This is a genomic window from Sphingomonas sp. AP4-R1, assembly GCF_013113735.1.
GTDB lineage: Bacteria > Pseudomonadota > Alphaproteobacteria > Sphingomonadales > Sphingomonadaceae > Sphingomonas_I.
On record NZ_CP053346.1, the window covers coordinates 3,575,172 to 3,595,419 of the forward strand.

Below are 20,248 nucleotides of genomic sequence, written 5' to 3' on the forward strand. Positions count from 1 at the left end.
CATGAGCGATATCGGCGCGATCGTCCGCGATATCGCGCGGGAGATGGCGGCCGTCGCGCAGCGCGGGCGCGTGGCCGACTATATCCCGCCGCTGGCCGAGGTGGATCCGGCGCGCTTCGGGATCGCGGTGGTGGAGGCGGACGGCGCCTGCCATCTGGCGGGCGACGCCGACATGCCCTTCTCGATCCAGAGCGTGTCCAAGGTCTTCTCGCTCACGCTGGCGCTGGGCAAGGTGGGCGACGCTTTGTGGCAGCGCGTGGGGCGGGAGCCTTCGGGCAGCGCGTTCAACTCGATCGTCCAGCTGGAGACGGAGAGCGGCATTCCCCGCAATCCCTTCATCAATGCGGGCGCGATCGTCGTTTCGGATGTGGTGCTGGCCGGGCATCAGCCGCGCGAGGCGATCGCCGAGATCTTGCGCTTCACGCGCGCGCTGGCGGGCGACGACGCGATCTTCGTGGACGAGCATGTGGCGCAGGCCGAGCAGGGCACGGGCTTCCGCAACGCCGCGCTCGCCAATTACATGCGGGCCTTCGGCAACCTCCGCCATCCGGTGGAGCAGGCACTGGGCGTCTATTTCCACCAGTGCGCGATCGCGATGTCCTGTCGCCAGCTGGCGTTGGCCGGGCGCTATCTGATGCTGGCGGGGCGCAGCCCGGCGACGGGCGGATCGGTGATCTCGGCCGCCCGCGCGCGCCGCATCAACGCGCTGATGATGACGTGCGGCCATTATGACGGATCGGGCGAGTTCGCCTATCGCGTGGGCCTACCGGGCAAGTCCGGCGTGGGCGGCGGGATCCTCGCCATCGCGCCCGCGCGCGCCTCGATCGCGGTATGGTCGCCGGGGCTGAACGAGCGCGGCAATTCGGAGATCGGCACGATCGCGCTGGAGCGGCTGGTGCAGCGGACGGGCTGGTCCGTATTCGGGCCGAGTTATTAGGGCTGGTTTAAGCCCACCACTTTCCGTTCGCGCTGAGCCTGTCGAAGTGCCGTTCTTCTTTTTCGACGTCGGGAAGAAGGACGGTGCTTCGACAGGCTCAGCACGAACGTTTTTCGGGGTGAGGTGTTTGGTCTCGGACGATCCGTCATTCCCGCGTCGCAGCCGCCGCGCTAGAAGCACGCGCATGAATCCGAACCTGAACCTCACCGCCGATCGCCCCACCTTCGTCACCCATCTCGAATGTTCTATGACGGGCGAGCGTTATGAGGCGGATCAGGTCCACGGCCTGTCGCGGGTCGGGCGTCCGCTGCTGGTGCGCTACGATCTGGAGGCGGTGAAGGCGCAGGTGGATCGCGATGCCATCGCCGCGCGACCGACCGATCTGTGGCGCTGGCGCGAGCTGCTTCCGGTGCGGGCGACGCGCGATATCGTGAGCCTCGGCGAGATCGAGACGCCGCTGGTGCCGCTGCCCGCCAGCGGCGGCGCGAACGTGCTGGTGAAGGATGAGGGGCGCCTCCCGACCGGATCGTTCAAGGCGCGCGGTCTGGTGATGGCGGTGGCGATGGCCAAGGCGCTGGGGATCACGCGCATCGCCATGCCCACCAACGGCAATGCCGGCGCGGCGCTGGCCGCCTATGCGACGCGCTGCGGGATCGAGACGATCGTCTTCTGTCCCGAGGATACCCCCGAGATCAACGTGCGCGAGATCGCCTTGCAGGGCGCGCGGGTATGGCGCGTGAACGGGCTGATCGACGATTGCGGCGCGATCGTGGGCGAGGGCGCGAAGCAGGGGCGCTGGTTCGATTTCTCGACGCTGAAGGAGCCCTACCGGATCGAGGGCAAGAAGACGATGGGGCTGGAACTGGCCGCGCAGCTCGGCTGGCGCCTGCCCAAGGCGATCTTCTACCCCACCGGCGGCGGCACGGGCCTGATCGGCATGTGGAAGGCCTTTGCCGAGTTGGAGGCCCTGGGCTGGATCGGTGCCGAGCGGCCGAAGATGTTCGCGGTGCAGGCCGCGGGCTGCGCGCCGATGGTGAAGGCCTTCGACGAGGGCGTGGAGCATGCCGAGCGCTGGGAGAATGCGCATACGGTGGCGGCGGGGATCCGCGTGCCGCGCGCGGTGGGCGATTTCCTGATCCTGCGGGCCGTGCGCGAGAGCGGCGGCAAGGCGCTGGCGGTGGAGGACGAGGCGATCCTGCGCGCGGTGGACGATGCGGCGAAGCAGGACGGGCTTTTGCTGTGCCCCGAGGGTGGCGCGACGCTGGCCGCCTATCGCCGCGCACTGGCCGAGGGGCTGGTGGGCGCGGAGGATGAGGTGGTGCTGTTCAACTGCGCCACCGGCCTCAAATATCCGATGCCCGAGGCGCCGAACTGGCTGGACCGGACGCAGCCGATCGATTTCGACCGGCTGTAGGGCGGGGCGAACCCTTCCATACGTCATGCTGAACTTGTTTCAGCATCCATGACCTGCCCGTTGCGCCTGGAGTGGCGCTCGGGTGATGGACCCTGAACCAAATTCAGGGTGACGAGAGGTGGAAAGCGTTCCTAGCGGATCGCGCCGCTCGCGATCAGGCGGGGGAGCAGGGTGAGCGCGCCGGCGATCGGCCAGCGGCGCTGCCAGGGCTTGATCTCCACCTTCTGGCCCGAGTGGCGGCTGATCTTCCACGCGAGATAATCGATCCCGCCCGCATAGGTGGCGCTGGCCTTGGCGAGACGGGCGAGGGTGAGCCACTTGCCGTTGCGGCGGAGCGTGGCCCAGCGGCGGGCGGCGGCGGCGGGGGTGAGCTGGGACGGGCCGGTGATGGCGAGGACGGCGCGCCCGAACGTCTCGTAGCGGGCGGGATCGGCATCGACGACCGATCCAGGGCGGTTGGCGCGCTCCGCCCGGAGTTCCGCGCCGTAGGTGAGACGGAAGCCTTCGCGCCAGATCGTGAGGGGGTCGCCTTCCTCTATCCGTTCGTCCTGAGCGAAGTCGAAGGACGGGCTCCGGGCGGGGGCGGTTGGAGCCGGTGCTTCGACTTCGCTCAGCACCAACGGGTCGTTGGGTGGTGAGGGCAGCATCGGCAGGGCCAGCGCGAACAGAGTCGGAGCGGCGAGGGACACGGCATCGACGATGCGGCGGGCGGCGTCGGCATCCGCCTGCCATACCAGCCGGGAGGGCTGGGCGAATCGGGCCCAGACCGAGACGGTCTCCGCCTCCGGCCCGTTGAGGCGAGCGAAATCGTCGGCGCTCAGCACCGCATATTTGGCGACGAGGCCATCATGCTCGAACGGGAAGACGTTGGGCGGCAGCAGGCGGTTCGCGGTGGCGAGCCAGCGGCGGTCGAACGCCTGATCGTAGCTTTCCACGATCAGGTAGAAATCGAGCATCAGCCCGTCGAAGCTGCGCTCGCGCAGGCAGGAGCCGTAGAACAGGACGCCGAGCGCCGTAGGGTGGCGCGCCGCAATGGCGGCGGCCATCGCGGTGACGGGCGTGGGGACGGGCTCGGCCAGTTCAGCGGCGACGAGGTCGCGGAGGGGGGGAGGCATGTTCATTGTCCCTGTCATGCTGAACGCGTTTCAGCATCCATGACCTGCCTTCTCAACGGGCGATACCGTCGATGGATTCGGGTGATGGATGCTGAAACGCGCTCAGCATGGCGATGGCCGATTTCAGGCCGCGAGGCGGACGAAGGGCAGGGGATCGGTGTGGCGCAGCACGATCGTGCGGCCGGCGCCCGCCTGGAACACCTCGCCATCGAGGATCAGGCTGGAATGGTCGCCCGAGATGCGGATCTCGTCGCCACTCTCCACCTGCACGCCGTGCAGCCGGCCATAATCGAGCTTGCCGAGCGCGCTGGTGATCACCGCGCGCAGCAAAGCGAGCGGATTCTGATCGACGAGCAGCAGTTGCAGCGCGCCGAGGCGGCCGTCCGAGGGAACGTTCGAACCCAGCAGCAGCTTCTTGAGCGTGGTGACGATCAGCAGCGAGAAATGGCCCTGGATCTGGCCCTGGCGGATCAGCTGCACCTTCACCGAGGAGGGGCGCGGCGGCAGGAAGGCGGCGCGCATCCCCAGCACCAGCGACAGCATCAGCGCGAAGAAGGTGAGCACGTGGCTCAGCCAGTTGGGCAGGCCGAGCGGGTAGATCTTGTTGCGGCAATAGAGGATCGAATCGGCCAGTCCCGCGCCGCCGAGGAACATGCCCAGCACCGGCGTGCCGCCATCCTCGCTCAGCGCGATCAACTCGCGGCTGACAATATGATCCTTGATCGGGCCGCGCGCGATCTCCAGCACCTTCTCCAGCGCGACGATCGGATCGCCGACGGCGCCCAGATCCAGCGCGATCAGGTTGGTCTTGCCGTTGGGCAGCACCGCCACGGGCGGCGGCGTCTGGCCGAACTGGCCGCCATGATAGAGTTCGGTCAGCGTCGACTGCACCGTGCCGTCGCCGCCGTTGATGACGAGAATCGCGGGCTGGACGCGCGCGATCGTCTTCAGCGCGGCGCCGATCTGGTCCGCGCTCTCCACCTCATAGTGGAAGATCTCGGGATGGTCCGCGCAGAAGCTGCGGACGCGCGGGAGCAGCGACCGGTTGCCGGTCGACTGCGGATTGGACAGAAGCGCGATACGGACCATCGATATCCTAGGGGCGTTCGGCGGATGCGACCGGCTTGACCGCTCCGCCTTGAATATAATTGAGAATCACGGGCACCTTCGTCACGCCCGCCACCTTCACCTCGACCTGCGCGGGCGAGGGGCGGCGCTTGAACACGACATCCATCAGCGAGACGTTCGGATTGCCGGAGAAGCCGCCGCCGTCGGACATGTCGGACTTGCCGCTGCCGTTCACGTCATGGCGGATCGAGATCGCATATTTGCCGGGCGCGGGCACGACCATGCACACGTCCAGCGCGCCGCTGGCGGGCGCGGGCACCTCGACACGCTCGATATAAGTGCCCTTGTCGAAATAATGATCGGGATCCCCGCCATAGGACTGGACGCGGACCAGACCCGTGCGCGCCTTCAGGCCCAGCACGCGCACCAGCATCGCCGGCTTCTCGGAGCCGGCGGCGCAATCCGCGGCGTGCGGGCCGACGATCGCGGCGGCCGCGATCGGGGGCGCGACGACGCTGCCCGCGCAGAGCGCAGCGGCAACGACGGGCACGAGAAGTTTAGACATGACCAACCAACTCCCGGAAGCTATAGCCCACCGCCACTGGCGACGGGCGGAACACGCCCCCATGCCGACTGCAGATTGGCGGCGAATGCGGCCAGATCATGGTGACGGAGCGTCTGCATTTTGAATTCTGCCAAGATGGTCGATCGTTACCTCGCCCGCCTGATCGCCGTGCCGCTCGCTGCGACGCTGGTGATCGCGGCGATGCTGCTGCTGCTCGACAAGATGCTCCGCCTGTTCGACTTCGTCGCGCAGGAGGGCGGGCCGGTCAGCGTGGTGTGGCGGATGCTGGCGAGCCTGATCCCCGAATATCTGTCGCTGGGCATCCCGATCGGGCTGATGCTGGGCATATTGCTGGCCTTCCGCCGCCTCGCCACCACGTCCGAGCTGGACGTGATGCAGGCGGTGGGGATGAGCTATGGCCGGCTGCTGCGCGTGCCTTTCTACTATGCGGGCGCGCTGGCGCTGGTGAACCTGGCGATCGTCGGCTTCGTCCAGCCTTATGCGCGCTATGCCTATGAGGGCCTGCGCTACGAGCTGCGCTCGGGCGCGCTGGGCGCCTCGATCAAGGTGGGCGAGTTCACCAAGCTGGGCAAGAAGATGACGCTGCGGGTGGAGCGCAGCCGCGACGGCGGGCGCGAGCTTTCGGGCCTGTTCGTGATGGCGCAGGGCGACGACGGCAAGAGCCTGGCGGTGACGGCCGAGCATGGCCGCTTCATGGCGACGGACGATCCCGACACGATCATCCTGCGGCTGCGCAACGGCAGCCTCGTCCATAACGCGCCGGGCTTTGCCGCGCCGCGCGTGCTGACCTTCGTGAATCACGATCTGCCGATCGACCTGCCGCGCGAGGAGAAATTCCGGCTGCGCGGCGGCCGCGACGGCGAGATGACCATCCCGGAACTGGTGCGATCGGGCCATACGCCCGGCAACGAGAAACTGGAGCGCGCGCGCAGCCGGGCCGAATATCATTTCCGGCTGGTGGAAGTGGCGACGATGCTGCTGCTGCCGATGTTGGCGGTGGCGCTGGCGGTGCCGCCGAAGCGATCCAGCTCCGCGCTGGGCGTATTCCTCTCGATCGTGATGATCGTGACCTATCACAAGGTCAACGAATATGCGGAAGCGCTGGGCAGCCTGGGCAAGATCGATCCGCTGATCGCGCTCTGGGTGCCGTTCGCTCTGTTCGCGGCCCTGATCTGGTGGATGTATCACACGCTGGCGCACAAGCCGGGCGGGCAGCCGATCGGCGCGCTCGAAAGGAGCGCGGAGAAAGCGTGGAAATGGGTGCTCAGCCGCTTCTCCAGCGATCGCAAGGCGAAGGCGGCATGAGCCGGGGACCGGGACTGCTGCCGCCGGCCACGATCGGCTGGTATCTGGCGAAGACCTTCGTGTCGCGCTCCGTGGCCGTGCTGGCCGCGCTGGTGCTGGTGCTGATGACGCTCGACCTGCTGGGCGAATCGGGCGACATCCTCGCCTTTCCGGGCAACGGACAGGCGGCGATCCTCCATTATGTGGGGCTGCGCGTGCCGCAGATCATCGCGCGCTTCCTGCCTTTCTCGGTGCTGCTGGGCACGCTGATCACGCTCGTCCGCATGAACGCCAACAGCGAGATCATCTCGATGAAGGCGGCGGGCATCTCCGCGCACCAGATCCTGGCGCCGCTGGGCATTGCGAGCCTCGCGATCGCGGGCCTGTCCTTCTGGTTCAACGATCATGTGGTGGCGCGCTCCACCGCCGCGCTGACGGCATGGCAGAACGTGGACTATGGCATCGTCAAGGACATGCGCGGCGTGGTCGACAATGTGTGGGTGCGCGACGGCGACGACCTGATCCATGTCGATCATGTCTCGGGGCGGGGCGCGGGCACGCGGCTGAGCGGCGTGGAATATTATGACCGCACGCGCGACCGGCTGACCGTGCTGGCCAAGGGCGAGCGCGGCCATCTGGAAAATGGCGCCTGGAAGATCGAGCAGGTGCAGTTGTTCGACGTCCGCTCCGGCACGCTCCGGGATGTGCCGGCGATGACGATCGGCAAGGGCATCGCGCCGGATCGCTTCACGCTGGCCTCCGTGGACGGCGACAGCCGCTCCTTCCGTTCGCTGTGGGAGGCGATCGGCGAGCTGCAGGCCAGCGGGCGGCCGACCGGATCGCTGCGGACGATCCTGTGGCACAAGATTTCCGGCCCGCTCTCGACCCTGCTGATGCCGCTTCTCGCGGGCGTGGCGGGCTTCGGCCTCGCCCGATCGGGGCGGCTGTTCATCCGCGCCGTGATCGGCATGGCACTGGGCTTCCTCTATTTCGTGGCGGACAATTTCGCGCTCGCGATGGGCAATCTGGGCGCCTATCCGCCGATGCTGGCCGCCTGGGCGCCCTTCCTGCTGTTCCTCATCATCGGTGAGGCGGTGCTGATCCGCACCGAGGAGTGACGACCGGATCGGGCGCGGCCGAGTCCGGCGCCCCTGATGCGGCCCCCGACGCCGCCCATGCGGTGCGCCAGCAGGCGGCGCGCGGGGCGGGAACGGTCGCGCTCTCCCGGCTGGGGGCTGTCGTCGAGGTGGTGAGCCAGCCGGCTTATACCTGGATGTTCGGCCTGCCGACCTACGGTCTCTACATGGTGCTGTGGAGCCTGGTGAACATGGCCGAGAACATCTTCGATCTCGGCGTGACCAGCGGCCTGCAGCGGATCCTGCCGGCCTGCACCGAGCCCGCCGAGCGCGCGCGCGCCGTACGCGCCGCCCTGCTGCTGGGGATCGTGCCCAATCTGGCGGTGGCGGTGATCGCCTTCCTGCTGGCGCCGCAGATCGCGGACATATTGAACGTCGCCGCGAAGGACAGCGGCAAGCTGGTGACCGGCATCCGCATCTTCGCCTGGGCCCTGCCTTTGTGGGCCACGGTGGAGGTATCGACCTCGGCGGTGCGCGCCAATCACGCCTTCGGCCCCGAAGTGCGCGTGCGGCTGATGTGGGAGCAACTCGCGCGGCTGGTGGCGGCCGTGCTGCTGTGGGCGGCGGGCGTGCAGACGCTGGGGCTGCTGCTGGCGCATCTGATCTCGCTGGCCTTCACGGCGGCCTCCTCGCTACGCCTGCTCAACCGCTACGTGCCGCTGCGTCGGGTGATCGCGATCCGCTGCGGGCGGGCGATGACGCACGACATGGCGCTGGCGGGGCTCTCGGTACTGCCGGCCAACATCCTCGCGCGCGCGTTCAGCGATCTGGCGACGATCGTCGCCAATCTGCTCGCGCCCGGCGCGGCCGGCGCTTCGGCGGCGGGCCTCTATGCGATCGCGCGCAAGGTGGCAAGCATCCCCCAGATCGTGCGCCAGACCTTCGGCTATGTGCTGGGGCCGATCGCGGCGGCGGCGGCAAGGGGCGACCGATCGACCTTGCAGGCGCTCTACGATTTCGCGGTGCGGCTGTCGCTGTTGCTGGCCCTGCCGACCTGCGTGGGGCTGGCGGCGGCGGGGCCGGCCATTCTGGGCAGTTTCGCGCATGGCGCCGAGGCCGGTCTGCCGATCCTGATCATCCTCGTCACCGCGCGCGGGATCGAGGCGGCGGTGGGGCCGGCCTCGTCGATCCAGCAGGTGATCGGCCGGCGCGTGCTGCCGCTGCAGAACAGCCTGGTGGCGACGCTGGCGGCGGGCGCGGTGCTGGCGGCGACGGCGGGACGCTGGCCGGGAGTGGCGGTGGCGCTGGCGGTGGGCACGGGTCAGGTGATGGTCGCGGCGCTCTCGATCGGGCAGCTCAGCCGCGAGGAAGGCCTTGCCGCATTCGCGCCACCTTTCCTTTATACGCTCTGCGTCGCGCTTGGCGCATCGGCCGCGATCGTCGTCGTCGCGATCCTCACGATGGCCGCTCCCCTCGCCGTAAGTGGCGTTCTGACGGTGGTTGCGTGGATGGCTGCCCTGTGGGCGGGCCTGAAACTGGGCCTGGCCGACTCCGACAAAATGGCGCTCGGCAAGACCGCGCGGCGGCTCAAGCTCGCGTAAAGACTGGGTTTCCTGCGATAAGCCGTTATCCGACAGGGATCAGCGGAAAATCGTCTATACGGCGTTCAGGAACCTGTCACCCACAATTCTGTTAATGTTAGCACATGCAGCACTGATCGTTTCGCCTTCGGGCCGATCCGGCGAAGCTGCTCCGGTTTTGTCAGGTGAGAGATCCTATGATGCTGCCCGCACGCGCCGTCTTCGACGCGGCGTTACTAGACCTGTCGCTTACGACGGTGGCCGCCGCGCTCTTCATGGCGTGGCAGATCCGCACTCCGTTCGGGATCGATCAGTCACGTGGGCGGCAGATCCTGCCCGTCTGGGCCACGGCCGTAGGCTGCGCGGTCGCAGCCGCGCTGCTGACCGGCGAGTCCACCGGCGCGCTGGTCGCGACGATCCTGGCGCTGCTGGGCGCGAGCCTGGCCAGCTGGGCGATGCCGCGCCTCACGGCGGCGGGCGCCCTGGCGCTGGCGGTGCAGCCGCTGCTGCTGCTCACCGCGCTGCCCTGGTCCTTCGTGGTGCTGGTCGACCTGTCCTATCCGATGTGGGCGCTGGTGCTCTGGGTGATGGGCTCGACGGTCAGCGTGCTGCTGCTGGGCTTCAACATGGCCGGATCGATGGTGCGGCAGGCGATGCTGACCCACGTCAGCTGGGATCGTCCGAACCAGCCGATGCCGCCCAAGCTCAATCGCGATGCGCCGATGATCTCGGTGCAGGTGGCCTGCTATGCCGAACCGCCGGAGCTGGTGATCGCGACGCTGGATAGCGTGGCCAACCAGACCTACCCGAATTTCGAGGTGATGGTCTGCGACAACAACACCAAGGACGAGGCGCTGTGGCGCCCGGTGGAGGCGCATTGCCGCCGGCTGAACGCCAAGCTGGGCTTCGAGCGCTTCCGCTTCTTCCATGTCGCCCCGCTGGAGGGCGCCAAGGCCGGCGCGCTCAACTGGCTGATGCCGCGCATGGACAAGCGCGCCTCGCTCGTCGCGGTGATGGACGCAGATTATCTCGCCGAGCCCGATTTCCTCGCCAAGATCTCCGGTTTCTTCGACGATCCCAAGATCGGTTACGTCCAGACGCCGCACGATTATCGCGAGCATGAGGCCAGCACCTATCTGCGCGGCTGCTACTGGGAATATATGCCGACCAACAAGGTCGTCTATCCGGGCATCAACGAATATAACGCGGCCTTCACGATCGGCACGATGTGCATCGTCCGCGCCAACGTGATCCGCGAAGTGGGCGGCTGGGCCGAATGGTGCCTGACCGAGGATAGCGAGATTTCGATCCGCATCCGCAAGATCGGCTATGACGGCGTCTATCTGCCGCAGACGTTCGGCCGCGGCCTGATCCCCGAGACGTTCGAGGATTATCGCAAGCAGCGCTTCCGGTGGACGGCCGGCCCGGTGCAGCAGCTTCGTCGCTACTGGCGCTATTTCCTGCCGCGTCCGTTCGGCCTGAAGTCCGACCTCAACACCTGGTCCAAGCTGCTGGAATGCCAGCGCGCGGCGGATCCGCTGGTGAAGCTGGTGGGCACGGGTTTCGGCTTCATCATGATGATGGTGGCGACGGTGCTGACCGCGACGGGCGCCCTGCCGGACATGATGCTGCCGGGCGTGACCTGGGCGATGATCGGCACGCAGCTGCTCGCGGCGGTGGTGCTGGGCTGGCGCTATTACACGCTTTCGGGCTGCACGCGGATTTCGGACATGCTGCTGGCGGAAGTCGCCAAGGCGAGTCTCTCCTACGTGCAGATGACGGCGGCGATCGCGGGCCTGTCCTCGAAGCCCCGTCCGTGGACGCGGACGCCCAAGTTCGCGGTGGCCGGTTCGTGGCAGCGCGCCTTCACGGCGACGATCCCGGAGACGGCGATCGGCGCGGCCCATCTGGTGCTGATCGTGGCGCTGTTCATGATCTCGCCGATGATCGGCGGGCACATGACGTTGCTGGCGGCCGGCGCACTGTTCCTCTCGGGTGCGCGCTTCCTGGCCGCCCCCGCCATGGCCCTGCTGGGTGAGCGCGATCTCACCCGGCGGGAGGCGCTGGAGCGCGAACAGGCGGCCCGCTTCGCGGCGATCCACCGTCGGACGGCGTTCAAGATCGCCTGATCCCAGGCGATCGACCGGCCCCGGCGGGGGGCGGGCGGGCCGGACACGCTGTGCCGACGGGCGGAGAATACCCCCTATGCGCGCGACGACGCGATCTGCCCCGGCCGAAAGGTGGCGGGGCTTTGCCGCGTTAGGATCCGGCTGCGGGACGGGGAAGCGGCGGGGTGACGGTCGACGTCCCGTCAGACCCTTGCCGCCCGGCCCAATGTGGTGACGATCGGCCTGGGGCCGGAGCGGTCCACCGCCGCCTCGATCCCGTAGACCGCGCGCAGGCGGTCGGGCGTCAGCACCTCCTCGGCGGTTCCGTCACAGGCGAGGCGGCCGCCATCCAGCAGCAGCAGACGATCGCAATAGCGCGCGGCCATCGTCAGATCGTGCAGCACCGCGATCACCAGCGCGCCGGCGCGGGCTTCGTGCGCCAGCACCTCCATCACGTCGATCTGGTGGCCGGGGTCGAGCGAGGCGAGGGGCTCGTCCGCCACCAGCCCCGACGCGCCGACCGCCAGCGCGCGCGCCAGCATCACGCGGGCGCGTTCGCCCCCGGAAAGCTCGGTGGCGATGCGGTCGCGCAGGGGGGTGACGCCGGCTTTCTCCATCGCGCGCTCCACCATCGCCTCATCCTGCGCCGACACGCGCGAAAGCGGGGCGAGATGGGGCAGGCGGCCGAGCGCGACGAGGCGCTCCACCGTCAGCGGCCAATGCAGCGTCTGGCCCTGCGGGAGATAAGCGAGCGCGCGGGCGATGGCGCGGCGGGGCAAAGCGGTGACGTCCTGCCCGTCGATCAGAGCGCCGCCCGAAGCGGGCTTCGTCAGCCCCAGCAGCGCGCGCACGAGCGTGGACTTGCCCGCCCCGTTGGGACCGATGATGCCGATGAGCGCGCCGGAGGCGAGCGTGGCGCTGACCTCCCGCACCACCAGCCGGCGGCCGAGCGATACGCTCAGGCTTTCGAGCGTGACGGTCACCACAGGCGGCGCTCCCGCATCAGGTGGATCAGGAAGACGGGCACGCCGAGGAACGAGGTGACCACGCCCAGCTTCAGCTCGTTGCTGGCGGGGATCAGGCGCACGGCGATGTCGGAGAGGGTGAGCAGCACCGCGCCACCCAGCAGCGAGGGCAACAGGATCGAGGACGGGCTGCGATCGGTGAGCGGGCGGATCAGGTGCGGCACGATCAGGCCGACGAAGCCGATCGATCCCGACACCGCCACGGCACCCCCCACGCCGATTGCGACCCCGAGCAGCAGGCGCGTGCGCGTGCGTGCGAGATCGACACCGAGCGACTGGGCGCCATCCTCGCCCAGCGTCAGCGCATCCAGCGTGCGGCCGTCGAACAGCAGCAGGGCCGTGCCGATCACGACGCAGGGCAGAGCGATCCAGACATGCTGGATCGAGCGATTCTCGAGCGAGCCGAGCAGCCAGGACATGATCTCCATCGCCGCGAAGGGATTGGCGGAGAGATTGAGCGCGAGGCTGATGCCCGCTCCCGCCAGCGTGGAGACGGCGATGCCGGCGAGGATCAGGGTGAGCGGGCTTTCCGAACGACCGGAGAGCGCGAACAGCATCAACAGTGCGACCAGCCCGCCGCCGATGGCGAGCAGGGGCAGCAGCAGGACATGCCACGCCGCCAGCCCGAAATAGAGCGCACCGACCGCGCCCAGAGCGGCCGCGTTGGACGCGCCCAGTACCGACGGCTCGGCCAGCGGATTGCGGAGATAACCCTGCAGCACCGCGCCGGCGAGGCCGAGCATTCCGCCCACCAGCAGCCCCACGATCAGGCGCGGCAGGCGCAGATCGAGCAGGATCGCGGCGGCGACCGGATCGCCATGCCCCGCCAGCACGGCGATCAGCCGCGCCGGGCCGATCGAGACGGCGCCCAGCGCGAGCGAGGCCACCGCCGACAGGAACAGCAGGAGGATGAGGCCGGGAACAAGCGCCGGATGACGGGCGCGGAGGGAACGGGAATTCTGCAACCTGCGCCTCGTGGTGGAGAGCCCGGCCCGGTCGCGCTTGTGCGGCCGGAGCGTGCGTCTATGGATCGGTTCATGTCGTTTCGGAACCGTCTTCGCACCGTTGTTATCGCGGGCGGCCTCGCCTCGCTAGTCTGCGGCGCGGGGGCGGCGACGCCCCCGGCGCGGCCGCACCGGATCGTGTCGCTGAACCTGTGCGCGGACCAATATCTGCTGGCTTTGGCCGATCGCGACCAGATTGCCGGCCTCACGCGCAATGCGAACAATCCCGACATGTCGGCCGAGGCGGCGCGGACGCGCGGGATCCGCCTGCTCGGCCAGTCGGCGGAAGAGGTGCTGGAGATCGAGCCCGATCTGATCGTGGGCATGCCGATGCGGCGCGCGGGCATCATGAGCGCGATCGCCGGGCGCGGCTATCGGACGATGGATCTGAAGATGGCCGACAGCTACGCCGACATCGTCGAGCAGATCCGGCAGATCGCGGTCGCCGTCGGCCATCCCGAGCGGGGCGAGGCGATGATCCGGCGGATGGACGCCGAACTGGCCACGATCCCGAAGGCGCCGCACGGCGGCGTGGCGGCTTATTATCAGCGGCGCGGTTTCCTGAGCGGGAGCGGCACGCTGATCGACGACCTGATGCTGCGCGTCGGGCTGACCAATCTCGCGACGAAGCTGGACAAGCCGGTGCTGTCGCAGATGAGCCTGGAGGAGGTGATCGCGTCGCGCCCCGATTATCTCATCATGGAAAGCGCGACCCGGCAGGTGACCGATCAGGGGACGGAGATGCTCCACCATCCGCTGCTGCGCGGGATCCGGCGGCTTTATATCCCGCAGGCGTGGACCGTGTGCGGCGGGCCGGCTTACGTGCTGGCGGCGCGCAGCCTTTCGCGCCAGATCAGCGCTCGCTGACATTTCCCCGCCCGTCGATCCGGGCCTGCCAGCCGCGCCGCTCCAGTTCGGGCGTGGCGGAGGCTTCAGTGGGGAAGCCGAGGCACAGAAGGGCGACGAAGCGCCATCCGCCGGGCACGTCGAGCCGCTGCGTGACGCGGGCGGGATCGAGGATCGACACCCAGCCGAGCCCGATGCCGCGGGCGCGGGCCGCCAGCCAGAGTGTGTGGATCGCCAGCACGACCGAATAGGTGCGCGCCTCCGGCATGGTCGCGGCGCCGAGGCCCGATCCGGCGGCGGTTGCGTCATCGCAGAAGACGGCGAGGATCTCCGGCGCCTCGCGCAGGCCGTGCAGCTTCAGCGCGGCATAGGCCGCCCGCTTTTCGGGATCGGGGATGGCGGCGCCCGCACGGGCGGCTTCCTCGTCGACATGCGCGGCGAGCCATTCGCGCAGCTCCGGCGACCGGACGCGGATGAAGCGCCACGGCTGCGAAGGCCGACCGAGGGCGCCAGCTGGGCCAGCGCCAGCAGCTCCGTCACGTCACGTTCGGGCAGCGGATCGGTGCGGAAATGGCGCACGTCGCGGCGCCAGGTCAGCAGGGTTTCCAGTTCGCCGTGGAAGGCGGGGCCGAACAAAGGCGGCGTTTCGGCCAAGATCAGAACTCGATTCCGGCCTGCGCCTTCACGCCCTGATCGCGGAACGGATGCTTGATCTGCGTCATCTCGGTGACGAGATCGGCGGCCTCGATCAACGCCTCGGGCGCGTTGCGGCCGGTGAGGATCACGTGCGTCATCTCCGGCTTGGCGGCGAGCGCTTCCAGCACCTCGTCCAGTGGCAGATAATCGCAGCGCAGCACGATGTTAAGCTCGTCCGCTACCACCATGTTGTAACTGGGATCGGCGATCATGCGCTTCACCTCGTCCCACGCGGTGCGCGCCACGGCGATGTCGCGCGCGCGATCCTGCGTGTCCCAGGTGAAGCCTTCGCCCATCGGCTTGAATTCGATCCGGTCGGGGAAGGCATCGAACACGGCCTTCTCGCCCGTGGCCATCGCGCCCTTCACGAACTGGACGACGCCGACCTTCTGACCATGCCCGATCGCGCGCACGACCATGCCGAGCGCGGCGGTGGTCTTGCCCTTGCCCTTGCCGGTGTGGACGATCAGCAGGCCTTTCTCGACCGTCTTCGACGCGACGATCCGCGCCTGCGCGGCCTGCCGCTTCTTCATCTTTTCCGTGTGCTGCTCTTCGGTGCGTTCGGCCATGAGGGCGTCTATCGCGAAACGCCATCGAGCGCGAGGGCGGGGCTGCCCGATCCGCGCGCCGTCCGCCGTATCGGCGGTTATCGGCCGGAATCCCGGAGTCACCGCGTTCGAGATGCTCCGTGCATATCACGGTTTGATATTGATTATCATTTGCGTATAGGCGCTTCCCTTCGTTCGAGAAGGGGTGGGAAAAGTGCATATTCGCCGGGTCGTGGTTCTTCTGATGTCGAGCATCTGCATGCCTGCCGGCGCCGAAACGCTTTCGGCCGGCGGCGACATCGCAGCGCCGCCGGCGGACGACATCGTCGTCTCGGCCGCCCGCACCGTGCTGCCCGCCAGCGCCCTGCCGCTGACGGTGGATGTGGTGGGGCAGGAGGAATTGTTCCGCCAGATCGCGATTTCGGGCTCCGTCGTCGATGCCCTCTCGGCGATGCTGCCGGCTTTCTCGCCCACGCAGGACAAGATCAACGGATCGGGCGTGAAGCTGCGCGGACGGACGCCGCTCTACACGATCGACGGGGTGCCCCAGTCCACCCCGATCCGCAACGACGCGCGCGACGGCTACACGATCGATCCCTTCTTCATCGACCGGATCGAGGTGATCTACGGATCGAACGCGCTGCAGGGGATCGGCGCCACGGGCGGCGTGGTCAATCAGGTGACGGTGAAGGCTCCGGCGCAGGATGGCATCAGCGGCCGTGCGATGCTGCAGGGCAATGCCGGCGACGATGTTTCGGGTTCGTCGATGGGCGGCAAGGCGGGCGGGCTGCTGAGCTACCGATCGGGCGCGTTCGACGTCACGGGTGGCGTGGCCTTCGAGCGGCGCGGCGTGTTCCTCGACGGCGACGGCAAGCGCATCGGCATCGATCCGAACAACAGCGAATTGCAGGATACGGACACGCTGTCCTTCTTCGGACGGGCCGGCGTCGATCTCTCGCCCAGCACGCGCTTCGAAGTGCTGGCGAGCCGCTACAAGATCGAGAGCAACGGCCATTATGTCGGCGTGAACGGCAACCGCACGCTCGGCATCCCGGCCAGCAGCCAGCGCGGCGAGACGCCGGGAACGCCCGCGTCCGGGCTGACGCAACTGGTCTCCGCCTCGCTGGTCGACAAGGATCTGGGCGGCGGCACCTTCTCGCTGATGGGCTTCTACAATCGCACGCGGAACATCTTCAGCGGCGGCATCCTGGCGACGTTCCAGGACGCGCGGATCGCGCCGGTCGGCACGTTGTTCGACCAATCGCAGAACAAGTCGCGCAAGCTGGGCGCCAAGATCAATTACGAGCGCAAGATCCCCGGCATTCCCGATCTGACCGGCACGGTCGGGTTCGACGCCTTGTTCGATCGCACCGCCCAGTCGCTGATCCAGACCCGGCGTTCGTGGGTGCCGCAGACCGACTTCCGCAGCCTGGCTCCGTTCGGCCAGCTGAACTGGGGGCTGTTTCACGGTCTCGTCCGCCTCGCCGGCGGGATGCGCTATGAGAATGTCCAGCTCGACGTGCCGGATTATACGACGCTGGCGACGTCCGGTTCGCGCGCCGTCACGGGCGGCAAGCCGTCCTTTCATCGCGCCTTGTGGAACGGGGGCGTCGTCCTCGAGCCGCTGCACGGCATCCGCGTCTATGGCAGCTATGCGGAAGGCTTCACGATCGCCGATATCGGCCGCGTGCTGCGCGGCATCTCGCAGGCGAACGTCCGCATCGACAGCTTCCTGAACCTCACGCCCGTCATCTCGAACAATCGCGAGGTGGGCGTCGAGATCAAGCGCGGGCCGATCGAGGCGAGCACCAGCTATTACTGGTCGTCGAGCGATTTCGGCGAGGTCCTCGTGCGGGGCGCCGACGGCTTCTACAGCACCACCCGCCAGCCGATCAGCCTGCAGGGCCTCGACATCGACGTGACGACGCAGACGCCCGTGAAGGGGCTGAAGCTGGGCATCGGCTACAACCACATCATCGGGCGCACCGACACCAACAGCGACGGGCGGCTGGATGCCGATCTGGACGGCGGCAACATCTCGCCCGATCGCGTCAACCTGACGGCCGATTACAAGAGCGGGCCCTTCACCGCGCAGCTGCGCGGGCGCTTCTATCTGTCGCGCGAATTCGTGGGCCAGCCCGTCGCCAACAATTTCGCGGGCTATGCGCTGCTGGACGCCTCTGTCGGTTACCAGCTTCCGGTCGGCCAGGTGAGCCTGAGCGTCCAGAACGTGACCAATGCCGACTACATCACCTACCTGACCGACACGCAGGGACCCGCGGACAATGCGCGCTTCTATTCGGGGCGCGGCCGGAATTTCACGCTGACCTGGGCCTATCGCTTCTGATGCGCTGGATCGATCTCGCGCATCGCTGGCTCGGCGGGCTGATCGGCCTGCTGCTCGCCGCGATCGGCCTTTCGGGCGCCGTGCTGCTCCACAAGGACGCGTGGACGGCGGTGAGCCACAAGGGCGATGCGGTCGTGCGCGATGCCGATCGCGTCGCGGCGATGGTCGCGCGGACGATGGCCGATCCGGTCGGGCGGCCGCGCATGATCACCTTCGCCGCGCCGGGCTTCGGGGTGGATCGGCTCGCCTATGAGAAAGGGGCGGGGGCCTATGCGGATCAGGATGGCGGCATCCTCTCGCGCTGGGATAACCAGTGGTCGCGGCCGGAAATGTGGCTGGTCGACTTCCACGAACATCTTCTGTCCGGCGAGAGCGGAGAGACGATCGTGGGCGTGGCGGGGCTGGCCGGGCTGGTCTTCGTGGTGACGGGGACGATCCTGTGGTGGCGCACGCGGCGGACGTTCGAGTTCCGGCTGCTGCCGAAGCGGCTCAGCCGCCCCGCCATCGTCCGCCATCATCGCGATCTCGGCATTCTGGTCGCGCCCCTGCTGCTGCTGTCGTTCGTGACGGGCACGATCCTCATCTTCCGTCCCCTGTCGTCGGTGCTGCTGGGGCCGGGGGCGACCGCCGCGATCGTGTCCGCCGCAAAGGGGCCGCCCGCGCCCTCGGGAGATGTCGGGCCGGATGTCGACTGGCGCGGGATGATCCGCACGGCGCATACGCGGTTTCCGGAGGCGGATTTCCGCAGCCTCTCTTTGCCGCGCAAGACGAACGGGCTGATCGTGATCCGCATGAAGCAGCCCTGGGAGTGGCTGCCGAACGGGCGGACGACCTTGTGGTTCGCGGCGGGCGACGGGCATCTCCTCGCGGCGCGCGATCCCGCCGATGCGCCGGCGCAGGTGGGCGCGTACAATAGGCTGTTTCCGCTTCACGCCGGGAAGGTCGGCGGTCTGGCCTATCGCCTGGTGATGACGCTGTCCGGGCTGGGCCTCGCGCTGCTGGGCAGCCTGACGGTCTGGTCGTTCTGGTTCAAGCGGAAGGCGCCGCCCAAGCGCGCGCAGCCCAACGCGCGGATGGTCGATCCGGTGCGGTGAGCCCGTGGCGTGCGGAGCTCCGGCGCGGGCCGAGGCTCCGCTTCCGGTTAGATGTTCGCGACCACCACGGCCCGCGTGTTGAGGTAGCTGTCGAGCGCCTCCGGTCCGCCTTCGGTGCCGTAGCCGGAATCCTTGATCCCGCCGAACGGCAGTTCGGCCGAACCGGCGGCGGGCGTGTTGATCCACATCATGCCGACCTCGACGCGGCGGGCCAGCAGATCGGCATTCGCCAGCGAGCGGGTGAAGGCATAGCCGGCGAGGCCGAAGGAGAGGCGATTGGCCTCGTCGATCGCCTCCTCCAGCCGATCGAAGCCGCGAATGCCGGCGACGGGGCCGAACGGCTCGTCGTTGAACAAGCGGGCCTCCAGCGGCACGTCCGCCAGCACCGTCGGCTGCCAGAAATTGCCGACCTCGCCGATGCGCTGCCCGCCGGCCAGCACGCGCGCGCCCTTGTCGACGGCGTCCCGCTGAAACTCCGCCATCGCGGCGAGGCGGCGCGGATTGGCGAGGGGGCCCATCTGCGTGCCCTCGGCCAGCCCGTCGCCCACCTTCAGGCCATTGGCCAGCTCCGCCATCGCCTGACCGAATTCCTGTTCCACGCTGCGGTGGACGAGGAAGCGGGTCGGCGAGATGCAGACCTGACCCGCATTGCGGAACTTCGACCCGCCGAGGCTGCGGACGGCGAGCGGAACGTCCGCATCCTCGCAGATGATGACGGGGGCATGGCCGCCCAATTCCATCGAGACGCGCTTCATATACTGGCCGGCGAGGCCGGCGAGCAGCTTGCCGACCGGCGTCGATCCGGTGAAGGTGATCTTCCGGATGATCGGGCTGCGGATCAGATAGTCCGAGATTTCGGCGGGATCGCCGAAGACCAGACCCAGCACGCCTTCCGGCAGCCCCGCATCCTGAAACGCGCGGATCAGCGCCGCCGGGCTGGCCGGCGTCTCCTCCGGCGCCTTGACGATCAGCGAGCAGCCGCTGGCGAGCCCGGCGGCGATCTTCCGGACCACCTGGTTGATCGGGAAATTCCACGGGGTGAACGCCGCCACCGGGCCGACCGGATCCTTCACCACCATCTGCCGCACCGCCAGATTGGCGCGATGCGGGACGAGCCGGCCATAGATGCGGAAGCCCTCTTCGGCGAACCATTCGATGATGTCGGCGGCGGCCATCGCCTCGCCCTTCGCCTCGGCGAGCGGCTTGCCCTGCTCCTGCGTCATCAGCGCCGCGATCGCCTCGGCCCGCTCGCGCATCAGCCCGGCGGCCTTGCGCATGATCCGGCTGCGCTGCGCCGCCGTCATGTCCCGCCAGATCGCGAAGCCGCTCTGCGCGGCGTCCAGCGCCCGATCCAGATCGGCGGGGCCGGCGTGGGCGACCCGGCCGATCTCCTGCCCGGTGGCGGGATTGCGGACGGGCAGCGAGCGCCCGTCCGCCGCATCCTCCCACGTGCCGGCGATGAACAGGCGGGTGTCGGGATAGGTCATGCGCGGATCTGCCTCTGCGGTCGGGGGATGGCG

The 20,248-nt window shown here is 68.4% G+C and carries 16 protein-coding genes and 1 pseudogene; 9 read left to right on the plus strand and 8 right to left on the minus strand.

Going from position 1 to position 20,248, the window contains the following annotated elements; genetic code table 11:
- Position 1: 1 nt before the first annotated feature.
- Positions 2 to 937, plus strand: coding sequence for a glutaminase (locus HL653_RS16455; RefSeq protein ID WP_171745474.1), 936 nt, complete (start codon positions 2 to 4; stop codon positions 935 to 937).
- Between the two features lie 184 nt (positions 938 to 1,121).
- Positions 1,122 to 2,351: a threonine synthase gene (locus tag HL653_RS16460; RefSeq protein ID WP_171745475.1), complete on the plus strand. Its 1,230-nt coding sequence runs from the start codon at positions 1,122 to 1,124 to the stop codon at positions 2,349 to 2,351.
- Positions 2,352 to 2,482: 131 nt separating this feature from the next.
- On the opposite strand, the gene HL653_RS16465 is transcribed toward HL653_RS16460, so the two are convergent.
- The 3 genes from HL653_RS16465 to HL653_RS16475 all read right to left on the minus strand — a co-directional run bounded on the left by HL653_RS16465 (position 2,483) and on the right by HL653_RS16475 (position 5,099).
- A complete protein-coding gene (locus HL653_RS16465; protein ID WP_171745476.1) occupies positions 2,483 to 3,466 on the minus strand; it encodes a hypothetical protein in 984 nt (327 codons plus the stop codon).
- A gap of 123 nt (positions 3,467 to 3,589) precedes the next feature.
- Positions 3,590 to 4,555, minus strand: a complete 966-nt coding sequence (locus tag HL653_RS16470) for a diacylglycerol kinase family protein (RefSeq protein WP_171745477.1) — start codon at positions 4,553 to 4,555, stop codon at positions 3,590 to 3,592.
- A gap of 7 nt (positions 4,556 to 4,562) precedes the next feature.
- Positions 4,563 to 5,099 carry a DUF2141 domain-containing protein gene (locus HL653_RS16475; protein WP_171745478.1) on the minus strand — a complete coding sequence of 179 codons (537 nt, stop codon included), beginning with the start codon at positions 5,097 to 5,099 and terminating at the stop codon, positions 4,563 to 4,565.
- A 135-nt stretch (positions 5,100 to 5,234) separates the two neighbouring features.
- On the opposite strand from HL653_RS16475, the gene lptF reads away from it, so the two are divergent.
- The 4 genes from lptF (at position 5,235) to HL653_RS16495 (ending at position 11,189) form a co-directional block, all read left to right on the plus strand.
- Positions 5,235 to 6,425 carry an LPS export ABC transporter permease LptF gene (gene lptF, locus HL653_RS16480; RefSeq protein ID WP_171745479.1) on the plus strand — a complete coding sequence of 397 codons (1,191 nt, stop codon included), beginning with the start codon at positions 5,235 to 5,237 and terminating at the stop codon, positions 6,423 to 6,425.
- Positions 6,422 to 7,522, plus strand: coding sequence for an LPS export ABC transporter permease LptG (gene lptG, locus HL653_RS16485; protein ID WP_171745480.1), 1,101 nt, complete (start codon positions 6,422 to 6,424; stop codon positions 7,520 to 7,522). Before lptF ends, lptG begins: the two co-directional genes overlap by 4 nt.
- Positions 7,519 to 9,081 carry a lipopolysaccharide biosynthesis protein gene (locus HL653_RS16490; protein WP_171745481.1) on the plus strand — a complete coding sequence of 521 codons (1,563 nt, stop codon included), beginning with the start codon at positions 7,519 to 7,521 and terminating at the stop codon, positions 9,079 to 9,081. The genes lptG and HL653_RS16490 overlap by 4 nt, the downstream gene beginning before the upstream one ends.
- 176 nt (positions 9,082 to 9,257) lie before the next feature.
- Positions 9,258 to 11,189, plus strand: a complete 1,932-nt coding sequence (locus tag HL653_RS16495) for a glycosyltransferase (RefSeq protein ID WP_171745482.1) — start codon at positions 9,258 to 9,260, stop codon at positions 11,187 to 11,189.
- 182 nt (positions 11,190 to 11,371) lie between these two features.
- Here HL653_RS16495 and HL653_RS16500 read toward each other — a convergent pair whose 3' ends face one another.
- Positions 11,372 to 12,154 carry an ABC transporter ATP-binding protein gene (locus tag HL653_RS16500; RefSeq protein ID WP_171745483.1) on the minus strand — a complete coding sequence of 261 codons (783 nt, stop codon included), beginning with the start codon at positions 12,152 to 12,154 and terminating at the stop codon, positions 11,372 to 11,374.
- Positions 12,148 to 13,158 carry an iron ABC transporter permease gene (locus HL653_RS16505; RefSeq protein WP_171745484.1) on the minus strand — a complete coding sequence of 337 codons (1,011 nt, stop codon included), beginning with the start codon at positions 13,156 to 13,158 and terminating at the stop codon, positions 12,148 to 12,150. The genes HL653_RS16500 and HL653_RS16505 overlap by 7 nt, the downstream gene beginning before the upstream one ends.
- Before the next feature lie 72 nt (positions 13,159 to 13,230).
- Between HL653_RS16505 and HL653_RS16510 the strand changes: the two genes are divergently transcribed.
- Positions 13,231 to 14,064: an ABC transporter substrate-binding protein gene (locus tag HL653_RS16510; RefSeq protein WP_171745485.1), complete on the plus strand. Its 834-nt coding sequence runs from the start codon at positions 13,231 to 13,233 to the stop codon at positions 14,062 to 14,064.
- On the opposite strand, the pseudogene bluB reads toward HL653_RS16510, so the two are convergent.
- Together bluB and cobO are read right to left on the minus strand one after the other, a co-directional pair.
- Positions 14,051 to 14,697, minus strand: a pseudogene (gene bluB, locus HL653_RS16515) (5,6-dimethylbenzimidazole synthase). The gene HL653_RS16510 and the pseudogene bluB overlap by 14 nt on opposite strands.
- Before the next feature lie 2 nt (positions 14,698 to 14,699).
- On the minus strand, positions 14,700 to 15,308 hold the full coding sequence (gene cobO / locus HL653_RS16520) for a cob(I)yrinic acid a,c-diamide adenosyltransferase (protein ID WP_171745486.1): 609 nt from the start codon (positions 15,306 to 15,308) through the stop codon (positions 14,700 to 14,702).
- A gap of 238 nt (positions 15,309 to 15,546) precedes the next feature.
- On the opposite strand from cobO, the gene HL653_RS16525 reads away from it, so the two are divergent.
- Both HL653_RS16525 and HL653_RS16530 read left to right on the plus strand, forming a co-directional pair.
- Positions 15,547 to 17,634 (plus strand): TonB-dependent receptor, encoded by a 2,088-nt coding sequence (locus HL653_RS16525; protein WP_253716978.1) that lies wholly within the window; start codon positions 15,547 to 15,549, stop codon positions 17,632 to 17,634.
- On the plus strand, positions 17,634 to 18,728 hold the full coding sequence (locus HL653_RS16530; protein WP_171745488.1) for a PepSY domain-containing protein: 1,095 nt from the start codon (positions 17,634 to 17,636) through the stop codon (positions 18,726 to 18,728). The genes HL653_RS16525 and HL653_RS16530 overlap by 1 nt, the downstream gene beginning before the upstream one ends.
- A gap of 47 nt (positions 18,729 to 18,775) precedes the next feature.
- Here the strand turns inward: HL653_RS16530 and HL653_RS16535 are convergent, their stop codons facing one another.
- Positions 18,776 to 20,215, minus strand: a complete 1,440-nt coding sequence (locus HL653_RS16535; protein WP_171745489.1) for an NAD-dependent succinate-semialdehyde dehydrogenase — start codon at positions 20,213 to 20,215, stop codon at positions 18,776 to 18,778.
- Positions 20,216 to 20,248 lie beyond the last annotated feature (33 nt).